The following is a 14,217-nucleotide window of genomic DNA, read 5'->3' on the forward strand; positions in this document are numbered from 1 at the left end:
TATGCAACAAAATAACAACTATCTAAAATATTTATTGCCCGTACTCCTATCATTCTTCTGTATGGGCTTCGTAGACCTTGTAGGCGCCGCCTCCAACTTTGTAAAAGACGATTTTGGCTTGACCGAAACCACTGCCAAAGCTCTCCCTGCAATGGTATTCTTTTGGTTTCTGCTTTTCTCAGTGCCCACAGGCGTGCTAATGAGCAAAATAGGTCGTCGCAAAACCGTACTCCTCAGCTTGGTGATTACCATCTTAGCGATGGTAGTGCCCTTTATCAGCTACAACTATACCACTATGCTGGTAGCTTTCTCCTTACTTGGTATTGGTAACACACTAATGCAAGTATCGCTAAACCCGCTAATGTCAGCCATAGTAAAAGGCGACAAACTCGCCAGTTCACTCACTTTTGGTCAGTTTATCAAGGCGATAGCCTCGTTTTCTGCCCCCTTGCTAATGAGTTTCTGCTTCGATAAATTCAATGATTGGCGACTCTTCTTCCTGCTCTTTGTAGCTATCTCAGTAGTAACCCTCTTGTGGCTGGGTGCTACCCATATTGAAGAGGAGAAAAACGACAGCAAGAACGCCACCTTTACCGAGTGTTTTGCACTACTTGCTAACCCTTATGTGCTCTTGTGTTTCATTGGTATTATGTGCCACGTAGGGATAGACGTAGGGGTTAATGCCTCAGCGCCCACTATCTTTATGGAGCGTTTAGGGCTTACCACCACCCAAGCCTCTTTTGCCACCAGCTGGTATTTCTTATTCCGTACCATAGGGTGTCTGTCAGGAGCTTATATTCTCACCAAAGTATCTCCTAAGAGTTTCTTTACCCTCAGTGTGCTTTGTATGGTAGCCTCAATGGCGATATTGTTCTTTTTCAGTGATAAAACAATGCTCTACATTGCTATTGCTTTAGTAGGTTTTGGTAATTCCAATGTGTTCTCAATCATCTTCTCGCAAGCCCTCTTGCAGAATCCTACTAAGAAAAACGAAGTATCAGGATTGATGATTATGGGACTCTTTGGCGGTACTATCTTCCCTTTTGCAATGGGCTTAGCCTCCGATGCGATGAACGGTTCACAGATAGGAGCCCTTATTGTCCTCAGCATAGGAGTATTATATCTGTTGCTAATGAGCACCCGACTCAAAGCCAACGCCTAACAATATAGTTGGAAAACTCTGCCTTGTCAGCCAAGTCTGCCTCGTCAGATAGTTCAGATAGCTCAGATAGTTCAGAAAACTCAGAAAACAATAGAAATTCTCAAAAAGAATTTATAACTTTGTACGCTGAAAAAGAAAAGAATTAACAACAACACTCTCGCCTCACACCCTTAGAGGAGGGCAGGGGAGAGGATAACATATAATACAATGAAAAATACAGTAGTAGGATTGGGAGAAATCCTTTGGGATGTCTTCCCTGAAAGAAAAGTATTAGGCGGTGCGCCCGCTAATTTCGCTTACCACGTGTCGCAATTCGGCTTCAACGGTTATACTGTGAGTGCCATTGGTGGCGACCTTCTCGGTAAGGAAATTCTAAAAAGTTTAGAAGAAAAAGAACTCAACTACATCATCGAAAAAACTGATTTTCCTACAGGTACCGTAAAAGTACAGTTAGACGGTCGCGGGGTGCCTACCTATGAGATTAGCGAAAATGTAGCGTGGGACAATATTCCATTCTCTTCGCGTATCGAGAACTTAGCAAAGAACACGAATACCGTGTGCTTTGGCTCATTAGCGCAGCGCAATGAAGTATCGCGCGCTACTATCCACAAGTTCTTAGATTTGATGCCTGCCGAGAGTCTGAAAGTATTCGATATCAACCTCCGCTTGAAATACTTCAGCAAAGAGGTAATCGCCGATTCTTTAGACAAGGCAACAGCCTTAAAAATCAACGATGAGGAGATAGTAAAAATTGCCGAAATGTTCAATCTGCAAGGTAGTGATGAAGAAGTGTGCAAGCACTTGTTAGAGAAATGCAACCTCAAATTCCTTATTTTAACGCAAGGCACGAGAGGTAGTTATGTATTCACGCCTAATGAAAAATCGTTCTTAGGGACACCTAAGGTTACCATTGCCGATACGGTAGGTGCAGGCGACTCGTTCACGGCTGCCTTTGTAGCCTCTTACCTCAATGGTCGCAGTATTGCCCAATCACATCAATTGGCGGTAGAAGTATCAGCTTACGTATGTCAGCAACACGGTGCGATGCCTCGCCTCGCCGATGCTCATTTAGAGTTGTTTAGATAAAATGACTTTTAGAAGGTATCATATACTTTTCTTATACTTCGCTCTCTTTGCTTGCCTCGCTTGCCAAAGGGAGCGAAACCCCCGTTATGTAATAGGGGTGTCGCAGTGCAGTGAAGACCTTTGGCGACAAACGATGAACGAGGAGTTAAAACGCGAAGTAGCCCTTTATCAGGCTGATGCTGAGGTGCTCATTCGCAGTGTGAAAGACGATACTCCCAAGCAAATTGCCGATATAGAGTGGTTCATAGAGCAAAAGGTAGATGTGCTCGTCGTTTCACCTAACGAGTCGGAAGCCTGTACCCCTGTGATTGAAAAGGCTTACCAGCAGGGTATTCCCGTGATTTTGGTCGATAGAAAAATCGCTACCGAGAGTTATACTGCCTATGTGGGAGCTAACAATTACCAAATAGGCAAAGAAGCAGGGCTTTATGCAATAGGCGTTCTCAAAGGCAAAGGCAATATCGCCGAAGTGCGTGGTACCAAAGGATCTACCTCCGATGCCGAGCGTCATAAAGGCTTTGTCGATGCCCTCAAAAACGCCCCCGAAGTGCAAATAGTAGCCGAAACTTGGGGCAACTTCCTTCAAGCCGATGCCAAAACGCAAATGCAACAAATCTTCCAAGAGCACCCCCATATCGACCTTGTCTTTGCGATGAACGACCCAATGGCAGCAGGTACGCACGAAGCTGCAATGCAGTTCAATGGCAAAATTCCTTTCATCATTGGCGTTGATGCCTTGCAACAAGTGGGCATACAAAATATAGAAAATAGCGTGCAAGATGCATCGTTTATCTACCCAACAGGCGGTGAAAAGGTGATAGAGCTCGCAATGAAAATTCTCCATAAACAGCCTTTTCAGCGCGAGAATATTCTCAATACCACAGTGGTAGATAAGAGCAATGTGCGCATTTTGCAGCTACAAACCGAACAAATTGCTGAAAAGCAAACCAAAATAGAGAATATCAATAACCAACTGAGTGAGAGCCTTATCCAGCATACAAACCAACGAATGTTGCTCTACCTTTCTATTACGGCTATTGTGCTTATCACCGTTTTCTTACTGATGGCTATTAGGGCTTATCGCGCTAAAAGTAAGACCAATAGCGAACTGAAACGCCAAAAAGAACAGTTGGAAATCGTCTCTAAACAATTAGAAGAGGCGACCCAAGCCAAATTGCTTTTCTTTACCAATATCTCTCACGAATTTAAAACACCGCTGTCGCTTATCTTAGGACCTGTACAAACGCTCTTAGCGCACAATTCACTCCCTAAAGAAGAACAAGATTTGTTATTCCTCATCAAAAAGAATAGCAACCGACTTTTGCATCTCATTTCCGAAGTAATTGAGTTCCGCAGTTATGAGAATAACAAAATGCAAATGTATTTCACCAAAGGCAATTTGAAGAGCTTCCTCACCGAACTCAATTCTTTTTTCACCGACCCTATCAAGCAAAAGAAACTCAATTTTCAGTTCCTTGCCGAAGATACTTCTTTTGAAATGCCTTTCGATAAGGAAAAAGTAGAGAAAATCTACTTCAACCTGCTTTCCAATGCGCTGAAGTTCACACCTCAAGAAGGACGTATTTCTGTATCTTTAGAAAAACAAGGAGAATATGCAGCTTTACGTGTGTTCAACAGCGGTTCATATATCCCAAAAGACAAGCAAAATGAGGTGTTTGAACACTTCTACAAAATAAACCCCGATAGCGAAGGATCGGGTATTGGCTTGGCGTTGGTACAAGCCTTAGTAGCCTCACACAACGGTACTATCAGCGTGGAGAGTACAGAAGGCGAGGGGACAACCTTCGTCATTCGTCTGCCTTTCACTCAAGAACAAGTATCGGCAAAAGCGGTATACGACAGTAATTACATAGAAACCCACCTCGATTTATTGCCTTCATTACCAGCATCTGACGAAAAACTCAAATTGCCAACAGTTGTACCCTCAGCTCCTGAAAAACCTACCGTACTGATTGTGGAAGACAACGAGGATATGCGCCAGTTTATTCGCTATATCCTCAGTGATAGCTACAATCTTATAGAAGCCGAAAATGGTGAAGAAGGCTTTGAAGTCGCTAAAAAACACCTCCCCGATGTAGTGATTAGCGATGTGATGATGCCTAAAACCGATGGTTTTGATTTGTGTCAGTTACTGAAAACCAATGTAGCTACCAATCATATTCCCGTGATTTTGCTCACCGCCTATGCTTTAGACGAACAGAAACAAGTAGGCTTCGAGAGCGGTGCTGATGCCTATATCTCCAAGCCTTTCAACGTAAAACTGCTGAAAACACGAGTACGCAAACTTATCGAGAACCGTAAGAAAATACGTGAGAGTTTTAGTAATTTTCTCTTGAACGAAACCAAACAAGAGACTTTAGGCAAAGTAGAACAACAATTTATCACCGATTTCACCCAATATGTCGAAAACTCTATCGCCAACCCCGAACTGAATATCGACGAAATTGCCGATGCCTTAGGCTTGTCGCGCTCTAACCTATACCGCAAAATCAAATCCCTCACCGACTATTCGCCTAACGAACTCATTCGCACCATACGAGTAAAATACGCCAAACAATTGCTCAACAGCAAAGCCAAGAGCATTTCCGAAGTCGCTTATGAAGTAGGCTTCTCCTCACCATCCTATTTTGCCAAATGCTTTAAAGATTTTTACAACGAAAGTCCAACAGAATATTTAGAACGCATTAGGTAATAACTTTTTGCACTCAAAATAATATAAAAATTGGGTGGTGTTATAATAAGTATGATACCCCAGCTGGCGCGAGCTTGTAGCTCGTGCCTACTATAAATAGAGCTTGTAGCTCACTTACAGTGCTCTCAGTTACTGATAACAGTGAAAAATACTTATACTTACACCGCGACTATCTCGGAAGCATTGTAATGCTCACCGATGAGAACGGCAATATAGCCGAGCGCAGATATTTTGACCCTTGGGGACAACCCATAAAAGTAGAAGATGCTGCAGGTAACACCTTAGACAAACTCACCCTATTAGATAGAGGTTTTACAGGGCACGAACACCTGCAAACGGTAGGACTTATCAATATGAATGCTCGTTTGTACGACCCTGCGCTACACCGTTTCTTACAACCTGACAACTACGTACAAGACCCATTCAACACTCAGAATTTTAATAGGTATGGGTATTGCTTAAATAATCCGTTGATGTATGTAGATCAGAATGGGGAAGAAATTATCACAGCAATTGTTGTAATAGGTGCAATTGTAGGAGCTTATTTTGGGGGGGCACAAGCTAATGGTTCTTACAATCCGCTTGAATGGAATTACAGCAGACTAAGCTCTTGGTTAGGAATAGTAGGTGGTGCCGTTGTAGGGGGAGTTTCGGCAGGAGTAGGATCGGCTGTTGGTGGAACCATCGCGGGAGGAACTACTATTGTCTCTTCTATGGTAGGAGGAGGAGTAGGGAGTGCTATATCAGGTGGTGGGTTTGCAGTATTGCCAGGTGGGAATGGTAAGGTTTTACAAGGTATGGGGATTGGAGCTTTATCTGGAGTCATCGGAGGAGCAGCTGGATTTGCTGCTGGGAAAGGGACTAATGTACTTCTTCAAGGCGTTAATATAACAAGCCCTGTTGTTAAAGGATTTATAGCTGGAGCTATTGGAGGGGCTGCTGGAGGAGCTATAGGTGGATTTACTGCTGGTTATATTACAACAGGAAATCTTGATGCAGCTTGGAATAGTGCTGGGTCAGGAGCTATTTTTGGAGCAGGAGTGGGATCTGTTTCAGGATTTGCAGGAGGGTATAGGTATGCAAAAAAAGAAGGTTTAAACCCTTGGAATGGTAGGCTTATACCAAAAGAAGGAGAAACGATAGTAAGACATCATACAAGTCCAGAAAATATGGATTTAATAAAGAACCAACTAAAGTTAAATCCTTCAAGAGAATCTGATTATAATTTTATTGGAGTAGATTTTGATGGTGCTCCTAAATTAGACTTAGGAATAGATTTTGGTAACTCAGGCAAAGGGGCTTTTATTGAATTGGCTTTACCAGTAAAATCCCTTACTCCAACTCCTATTCCTTATAAACAGTTCCATTTTAGAGTAAGAACAGGACTAGAAGGATTAAAAATATCTCCAGAATACAGACCTCAATACTATTATAACATAAAGTTTTAATCAAAATGACTAAACAAGAAACTTTATTTTTAGCATTGCTTTATAGACAGATGTTTCTTTCTATAGATAGGTTCTCAGAAAATGAGATAGAGGAATACTATGCAATTTTTAAAGAGAATGAAAAGTACTATTTTTACGCCTTACACCTCTTAGAAACCAAAGTACTTAACTCACAGAAAGCTCAAAAAGGTTTCTTTTTAAAGCAATGCGTCTCTACCACTGATATGCTTTTACTGTATTTTGTATTAGATAAATACCTAAGTGCATTAGCCGATAAAACTATTTTAGATAGGACTACAAGAGGAGAATTATGGGTATTTATTAGGAACGTATACAGCTATCTTACCCATGCAAAAATACCTTTTTACAAGGAAAAATATATAGATAAAGTACATTACTTTGGGAAGAACTATTTTGTGCCAATGCAAACTTTTCCAATAGATGCATTACTCAAAGAAATGCACTGTAAGGATGTATTAAATGCTATTCAAGAGTATAAGGGCACTCCGAAGTATCTTATTGAGTCATACGAAAATGGAAGGGATAAGACAGATTCTTTCTTTTTCTTTTTGATCATCAAGCAGTTGTATTATTCTATTCTCAACTACAAAAAGGAGGGTAATAATGGGTTTGTTACTTTCTATAAGGAAAGAGAAAAGTACTATCGCTTTGCAAGAGATTTTTCACAAGCAAAAAATTTTGGTTATGGCAGTGAATATGATAAAGATAATGGTATTTCTCAAGATCCCTTAATATACACTGCCTTAGAAAAGTATATTCAGATGATTGAAAATCAATATATAGAATATAATTATGAGGAGACTAAAAATGATTTGCACACAGTTTATAAGCTCCTTGAAGATAAGGTGCGATTATATTACAAAACAAATGACTTTGCTGTGGAGTATTATAGTATGAAAAATGAAGCAAAACCTATAAGTTTCTTTTTAAAAATGTATAATTACAATTACTTTTTAGATAGGATTAATAGATGGTACTAATTTTTTTTTCTACCTTTGCATCGTGATTTAAGTACATATGAAATATTGAAAAATAAGTCCTGAGCAGTTGAGCGTATCACCTATTTGTACAATGCCTTTGGCGAGCGTTCACATTGCTATTACGGTAATGCTGAAGTAGAAAAAGCCAAACGCCCAATGCTAAAACACTACAGCCACGACGGTAGTGTAGAGATAGTATGTAATAAAACCGATAACAGCACCAAGTTTGTGTTTTACTTAGGAGGTGATGCCTATAGTGCCCCTGCGATACTCATTTCGGACGGTGAAGCCTCAAAACTCTATTACTTACATAGAGATTATTTAGGCTCTATAGTAATGCTTACCGATGAGAACGGCAATATAGCTGAGCGCAGATATTTTGACCCTTGGGGACAACTCATAAAAGTAGAAGATGCTGCAGGTAACACCTTAGACAAACTCACCCTATTAGACCGTGGTTTTACAGGACACGAACACCTGCAAACCGTAGGGCTTATCAATATGAATGCTCGTTTGTACGACCCTGTGTTACACCGTTACAACCTGACAACTACATACAAGACCCCTTAAATAGTAAATAATATGGAATTAACAGATAAATTAATAGCACTACTAAAAAAAGGAGCTCCTGTATATGGAACAATACAAAAATCTTTTTCAAAGAATGATGCCTTAGAGATTTTAGAAGAGTGTCTAAAGAGTAGAATTGCTGTTTTGGGAGGAGATGTAGTCAATATTAATAATAATGGTTATTTTGAATATAATTATGACAATTGGAGTTATAATAGAAAAAAGCAGAAAGCGAGGTAGATTATGTATTAAGAAGTATAGAAAAAGCCATTAAATATATATCTAATTATAAACTAAATAATGTTTATTTTTGTATCTCATTTGATATAAAAGACAGTAATACAAATAAATATTTCTTTTTTAAGAATATAACTTTATGATGAGATATTCAAAAGAAATTGTAAATCAAATAAAGATAATAGACGAAGTGCTCTATTCTCTGAACTTACCTTCAATTTTGAAGAATGAATATCTTGTAACAGACGCTATAAACTGTGAAAATTATTTAAAGTTACATTATAATAAACCTAATAACATTTTCTTTTCAATAGTATTAAATTCATTTGGAGTACAAATAGATATTGATGAAGCAAAAGAAATATTAGATTTATCACTTTCCTCTTCAAAAGAAGAAAAAAACTTTAAAGAATTTATAAAAATTCTTTTTACATCTTTTATTAGAATAAAAAAATACGGTAAATATTATATTAAAATTACTTTTTTCAATCAGAAAAGAGAATGTATTAAAACGATTAGATACACTGAAATTAATTCTTTTTCTTTAAATTTTAAAGCTACTTTAAAAGAATATCCACCTTTGTATTTATCTTGGTAAAAAACATTCATATAAGACTATAAGAAAAGTTCTGGTTTAAAATTTCGTACGTTTACCTTGAAAAGGACAATTTGAAAAATATCAAAGAAATTATAAAGGTTATAAAGTTTTTAAAATCAAACCATAATAGTATGAAAATAGACAGAGAACTGAAACAAGAAATTAACAAAGAATGGCAAAGTGCTTTCCCTCAGTTAGGGAGCTATACTCAAAATAAATTTTATAAAGTTTTAGGGACTCTTATTGTTGGTATAGAATTGATAAAGGTTTCTTTTATGGAGCAATATAGACCTCATTTTGTTATCTATACTCTGTTTGATAAAGATTTAGGCACAAACCTCTCTGAAGAAATATTATTACAAGAGTTTTATAATAAGAAAGGGTTTCAGTGTGATATACCTTATTTAAAACACAATGAGTATTTTAAAGAAGTGGTAAGTTGTATTGATAAACAACTTCCAATTTCTTTAGAAGTAGACATACAAATTGATAAAATAAATGTTCTTTTAGAAAGTTATATTAGAAAAGCCCCTTTTAATGGAGGAGCTACTAACTCTTTCAGTTATGCAAAATATCAAGAAATTAAAATGAAGATAGCCTTGTATCTGAATAAAGAAAGAGCTCAACAAGTATTTAGAGATATTTATAATGTAAAATGGGATAATAAATCTTTTGAAGAATCTAATTGTTCTATAAATAGTTGGTTACTCTCTTTGCAAGAAGTGATAGATAATAGGGATACTTTTCTAAGACAAATTGAAATCAACAAACAAAGTAAAAAGATTTTAAAATTACCTTATTCAGAGATTGTTTTATAGCTGTAAAATATTCGTAAAAGTTAGGTAATGTGATAACAATAGTTTTCTTATGAATTTAACAGATAAATTAATAGCACTACTAAAAAGAGGAGCTCCTGTATATGGAACAATACAAAAATCTTTTTCAAAGAATGATGCCTTAGAGATTTTAGAAGAGTGTCTAAAGAGTAGAATTACAGTTTTTGGAGGGGATGTAGTAGAGTATAAAAATAATTATTTTGAACATAATTATGACAATTGGAGTTGCGAAAGGAAAAAAAATGAGTCTGATGCTGATTATGCTTTGAGAAGTGCTAAAAGAGCTATTAAATACATTTTAGAATATAAAAAGGATAATGCTTATTTTATCCTTGTACTTAATGTAAAAGATGAAACTATTAAACAACATCTTTTTTTTTAATGAGATGATTTTGTAATCTATCACCAACGAAGCAGGCGATACCCATTTAGAAAAATACCCTTTCCCTGCTATTCGCTACAATGCTTTTAAAGCTCCTGCTCAGATATATGTAAAAGACAAAGAACGCATTAGCTTTGAATATGATGCTTTTGAGAGCAGAGCCGCGATGTACTACGGCAATACAGACCTTAAAAAACAAAAACGCCGTTATGTTAAACATTATAAGATGGTACTATGGAAAACCTTCTAAATCCAATGAATATTTTTGGAATTATTTTTATGAAAATTATGGCAAATGATGGACGTGCTTTATTATTATATTTATCTTTTTTATGTGAAGGTTATATCTGATAATCAGCCTCATTCAAACACTATTTGGGCATTAGGTTTTCTTTTTTCTTTGATAATCAATTGTCCGCTTGATATGGGGTTGGCATATTTTTTCAGTTATACTTTAAGTATTTTTCAATTGATAAGTATAACAGCACTTCTAATGCTTTTGTTCTACTTTAAGTATTACAAAAGTGGTAGAGGAAAACAAATTGTTAAAAAAGAGAAACCTAAGTTTTTTGGTAGCAATACAGCTTCCATAATACTAACTATTTTATTCTTTTTGATAAGTATGTCATTCTTATTTCTTGGTCCGGATATAGTAAGAGAAATATTAGAGATGAAAAAAGCTGCTACCTCACCTATGTAAGTGATAAAACTTTAGCATTTAAACTCAATTCGATATAGCAAAAAGAGGGTAGATTTTTAAAAGCAAATACCGCAAAAAATCGTCATTCGTAACTCGTCATTCGTAATTATTTATTATCTTTGCCCCAATTAAATTAATTATTATTACAATGAAGTTAAAACATATCACCCTTTTAGCAGTGGCATCCTTAGTGCTTGCTGCCTGCAACAATCCCCAAAATCCTATACAAAAAGAAGCACAAACCCCTCAAAAACCGTTGATTAGCTATGTAGACCCATTCATCGGTACGGGCGGACACGGACATACTTACCCTGGGGCAACTACGCCTTTCGGTATGATACAAGTTAGCCCCGTGAATGGTCTTAGTCACTGGGATTGGTGCTCTGGTTACCACTATTCCGATAGCCTTATGGTAGGTTTTGGACATTTGAGCCTTAGTGGTACAGGGATAGGCGACCTAAACGACATCTTGCTAATGCCTACTACTAAAGAATATGATCTTAGCGTACTGAAATACGGTCGCAAAGAGCAATATCCTGTGAATGCCCAAGAGTTCCGCGATATGGTGCCTTACAAATCAAAGTACAGCCATAAGAACGAAAAAGCAGAACCTGGCTATTACCAAGTGTATTTAGAAGACCCCAAAGTGAATGTAGAACTTACTGCAGCACAACGTTATGCTGTACATCGTTATACCTTTGAAAAAGGTGCAGAGCAATCAGTGATTCTGAACTTAGGATTTGCTATCAATTGGGATAGCCCTACCAAAACTTCTTTTAGCAAATCGGATAAGAAGTTAGACGCTAATAACAACGACAATATTATCACAGGGTATCGTTATAGCACAGGATGGGCTGAAAACCAAAAAGTGTTCTTCGCAATACAGTTTTCTAAACCTATAAAAAACATTACCTATCAAAAACACAAAGATGATGTTACCTCAGGGCAAATCTTCTTTGATAATACCGATGAGAAGTTAGAGGTAAAAGTAGCCGTTTCGTCAGTAAGTGAAGAAAATGCTTTAGATAACTTGGAGTTATACAACGCTCCTAATTTTGATAAAACCAAATCATTAGCACAACAACAATGGGAAAAGACCCTCAGCAGTATAGTAGTAGAAACTCCTGTTGATTCTCTCAAAACAATTTTCTATACTGCCCTCTATCACGCACAAGTAGCCCCTGTAACTTTCTCCGATAAGAATGGTCAATTCCGCTTGCAAAACGATGAGATTGCACAAGCCGAAGGTACTGCTTATTCTACCCTTTCTCTGTGGGATACTTTCCGCGCCGAGCACCCACTGCTCACGCTTTTGCAACCCAAAGTAACCGCTGATATCATCAACTCAATGTTAGCCTACTATCAAGTGCACAAAGTGTTACCCGTTTGGACGCTCTACGGTAATGAAACCAATACAATGACCGGCTATCACTCGGTAGCAGTGATTGCCGAAGCCTATCTAAAAGGCGTACGTGGTTTTGATGCTGAAAAGGCTTACGAGGCAATGAAAACTACAATGATGCAAGATGATCGCGGACTCAAAGCGTACAAAAAATATGGTTACATTCCTTATAACGCAGGGGTAGACGAGTCGGTTACCATTACCCTTGAATACGCTTACGACGACTGGTGTGTAGCGCAAATGGCGAAAGCCTTAGGCAAAACCGAAGATGCTGATTTCTTTACCAAACGTTCTGAAGCCTATGCTCACTTATTCGATAAAGAAACGGGCTTTATGCGTGGTAAAAGTACCAATGGCAAATGGCGCACACCTTTTGACCCTAAACGCTCCGACCACCGCGAAAATACTGACTATACCGAAGGTAATGCTTGGCAACACAGTTGGTTTGTGCCTCACAACGTACAAGGACTTATCAACTTATTTGGAGGCAATGAACCTTTTGTAACACACTTAGAAAAACTCTTTACCGAAAGTTCTGAAATCACTGGTGATAACACCTCTCCTGATATTTCAGGACTCATAGGGCAATATGCACACGGCAATGAGCCTAGCCACCATATTGCCTATATGTTCAACGTAGCAGGACAACCTAAGAAAACCCAATATTGGGTAGATCGCATCTTGCAAACTCAGTACAACACTACCCCTAACGGACTTAGTGGCAATGAGGATTGCGGACAGATGTCGGCTTGGTACATTTGGAGTGCTATGGGCTTATACCCTATGAACCCAGCTTCTACCGAGTATCAATTTGGTCGTCCACTATTTGATAAAGTAACCATACACTTGCCTAACGGAAAAACGTTTACAATCATTGCTAAAAATGTCTCTAAGGACAATAAATATATCCAATCTGTAAAACTCAACGGCAAGGAATACTCTCAATGGCATATTTCTCACCAAGACCTTCTAAAAGGCGGTGAATTAGTTTTTGAAATGACAAACAAATGAAAAGAAACATCTTAATCACAGGAGGAGCTGGTTTTATAGGCTCTCACGTCGTAAGGCTATTTGTAAACAAATACCCTAACTATCACATTTTTAACTTAGACAAACTTACTTACGCTGGTAACTTAGAAAACGTTGCCGATGTAGCCAATGCCCCTAACTACACCTTTATACAAGCGGATATTTGCGACTACGAGCGTATGAAAGCCCTCATCGCTGAACATCACATCGATGGAATCATTCACCTCGCTGCCGAAAGTCACGTGGATAGAAGTATTGAAGACCCTTTTATCTTCGCGAAAACGAACGTGATGGGTACTTTGAGCCTCTTGCAAGCAGCTCGTGAAGCGTGGAAAGATAATATGCAGGGCAAACGCTTTTATCACGTTTCTACCGATGAGGTATATGGAGCTTTAGAAATGGATAATACCCTCTTTACAGAGCAAACTCCTTACGACCCTCAATCACCTTATTCGGCTTCTAAAGCCTCATCCGACCATTTTGTGAGAGCTTATCACAACACTTACAAATTGCCTGTAGTGATTTCAAACTGCTCTAACAACTATGGTTCTCACCAATACCCTGAAAAATTGATACCAGTGTGCATCTACAATATTGTGGATAATAAACCACTACCAATCTATGGCAAAGGTGAGAATATCCGCGATTGGCTTTTTGTGGAAGATCACGCTCGCGCTATCGATACCATTTTCCACCAAGGAAAAGATGGTGATACCTACAATATTGGAGGCTTTAACGAATGGCGTAATATCGATTTGGTGAAGGTAATCATCAAAGAAGTAGATAAGCAATTAGGTCGCCCCGAAGGTACTTCCGAAAAACTCATCACTTTCGTAACCGACCGTGCTGGTCACGACCTCCGTTACGCTATTGATGCTACTAAATTGAAAAATGAACTCGGTTGGGAACCTTCCTTGCAGTTTGAAGAAGGTATCCAAAAAACCGTAAAATGGTACCTTTCTAATAGATAAGAGGTAAGAAATAAGAGATAAAAAAACAGAGGCTACTCATTAGTAACCTCTGTTTTTTTATTCGTCATTCGTCATTCGTCAC

At 38.2% G+C, this 14,217-nt stretch carries 13 protein-coding genes; all 13 read left to right on the plus strand.

What is annotated here, in order from left to right:
* Position 1 precedes the first annotated feature (1 nt).
* The 13 genes from DR017_RS05025 (at position 2) to rfbB (ending at position 14,135) form a co-directional block, all read left to right on the plus strand.
* A complete protein-coding gene (locus tag DR017_RS05025; protein WP_002677573.1) occupies positions 2 to 1,162 on the plus strand; it encodes an MFS transporter in 1,161 nt (386 codons plus the stop codon).
* A gap of 207 nt (positions 1,163 to 1,369) precedes the next feature.
* Positions 1,370 to 2,248 (plus strand): carbohydrate kinase family protein, encoded by an 879-nt coding sequence (locus DR017_RS05030; RefSeq protein ID WP_002677320.1) that lies wholly within the window; start codon positions 1,370 to 1,372, stop codon positions 2,246 to 2,248.
* A gap of 1 nt (position 2,249) precedes the next feature.
* Positions 2,250 to 4,961 carry a hybrid sensor histidine kinase/response regulator transcription factor gene (locus tag DR017_RS05035; protein WP_002677428.1) on the plus strand — a complete coding sequence of 904 codons (2,712 nt, stop codon included), beginning with the start codon at positions 2,250 to 2,252 and terminating at the stop codon, positions 4,959 to 4,961.
* A 119-nt stretch (positions 4,962 to 5,080) separates the two neighbouring features.
* A complete protein-coding gene (locus DR017_RS14290) occupies positions 5,081 to 6,409 on the plus strand; it encodes an RHS repeat domain-containing protein (RefSeq protein ID WP_232501542.1) in 1,329 nt (442 codons plus the stop codon).
* Between the two features lie 5 nt (positions 6,410 to 6,414).
* Positions 6,415 to 7,410: a hypothetical protein gene (locus DR017_RS05045; RefSeq protein ID WP_002677392.1), complete on the plus strand. Its 996-nt coding sequence runs from the start codon at positions 6,415 to 6,417 to the stop codon at positions 7,408 to 7,410.
* 84 nt (positions 7,411 to 7,494) lie between these two features.
* Positions 7,495 to 7,980: an RHS repeat domain-containing protein gene (locus DR017_RS14295; protein ID WP_002677334.1), complete on the plus strand. Its 486-nt coding sequence runs from the start codon at positions 7,495 to 7,497 to the stop codon at positions 7,978 to 7,980.
* Positions 7,981 to 7,992: 12 nt separating this feature from the next.
* Positions 7,993 to 8,220 (plus strand): Imm40 family immunity protein, encoded by a 228-nt coding sequence (imm40, locus tag DR017_RS14300; protein ID WP_232501541.1) that lies wholly within the window; start codon positions 7,993 to 7,995, stop codon positions 8,218 to 8,220.
* A 136-nt stretch (positions 8,221 to 8,356) separates the two neighbouring features.
* A complete protein-coding gene (locus DR017_RS05065; protein WP_002677221.1) occupies positions 8,357 to 8,815 on the plus strand; it encodes a hypothetical protein in 459 nt (152 codons plus the stop codon).
* 131 nt (positions 8,816 to 8,946) lie between these two features.
* Positions 8,947 to 9,633: a hypothetical protein gene (locus DR017_RS05070; protein WP_040360655.1), complete on the plus strand. Its 687-nt coding sequence runs from the start codon at positions 8,947 to 8,949 to the stop codon at positions 9,631 to 9,633.
* 49 nt (positions 9,634 to 9,682) lie between these two features.
* Positions 9,683 to 10,033 carry an Imm40 family immunity protein gene (gene imm40, locus DR017_RS05075; protein ID WP_002677586.1) on the plus strand — a complete coding sequence of 117 codons (351 nt, stop codon included), beginning with the start codon at positions 9,683 to 9,685 and terminating at the stop codon, positions 10,031 to 10,033.
* 295 nt (positions 10,034 to 10,328) lie between these two features.
* Entirely contained in the window at positions 10,329 to 10,733 is a 405-nt protein-coding gene (locus DR017_RS05085) for a hypothetical protein (protein WP_040360652.1), read from the plus strand.
* 148 nt (positions 10,734 to 10,881) lie between these two features.
* Positions 10,882 to 13,146 carry a GH92 family glycosyl hydrolase gene (locus DR017_RS05090; RefSeq protein WP_002677155.1) on the plus strand — a complete coding sequence of 755 codons (2,265 nt, stop codon included), beginning with the start codon at positions 10,882 to 10,884 and terminating at the stop codon, positions 13,144 to 13,146.
* Positions 13,143 to 14,135: a dTDP-glucose 4,6-dehydratase gene (gene rfbB, locus DR017_RS05095; protein ID WP_002677492.1), complete on the plus strand. Its 993-nt coding sequence runs from the start codon at positions 13,143 to 13,145 to the stop codon at positions 14,133 to 14,135. The genes DR017_RS05090 and rfbB overlap by 4 nt, the downstream gene beginning before the upstream one ends.
* Positions 14,136 to 14,217 lie beyond the last annotated feature (82 nt).

Origin of the sequence: Capnocytophaga sputigena, assembly GCF_900446695.1 — a bacterium.
GTDB classification, from domain to species: Bacteria; Bacteroidota; Bacteroidia; order Flavobacteriales; family Flavobacteriaceae; genus Capnocytophaga; species Capnocytophaga sputigena.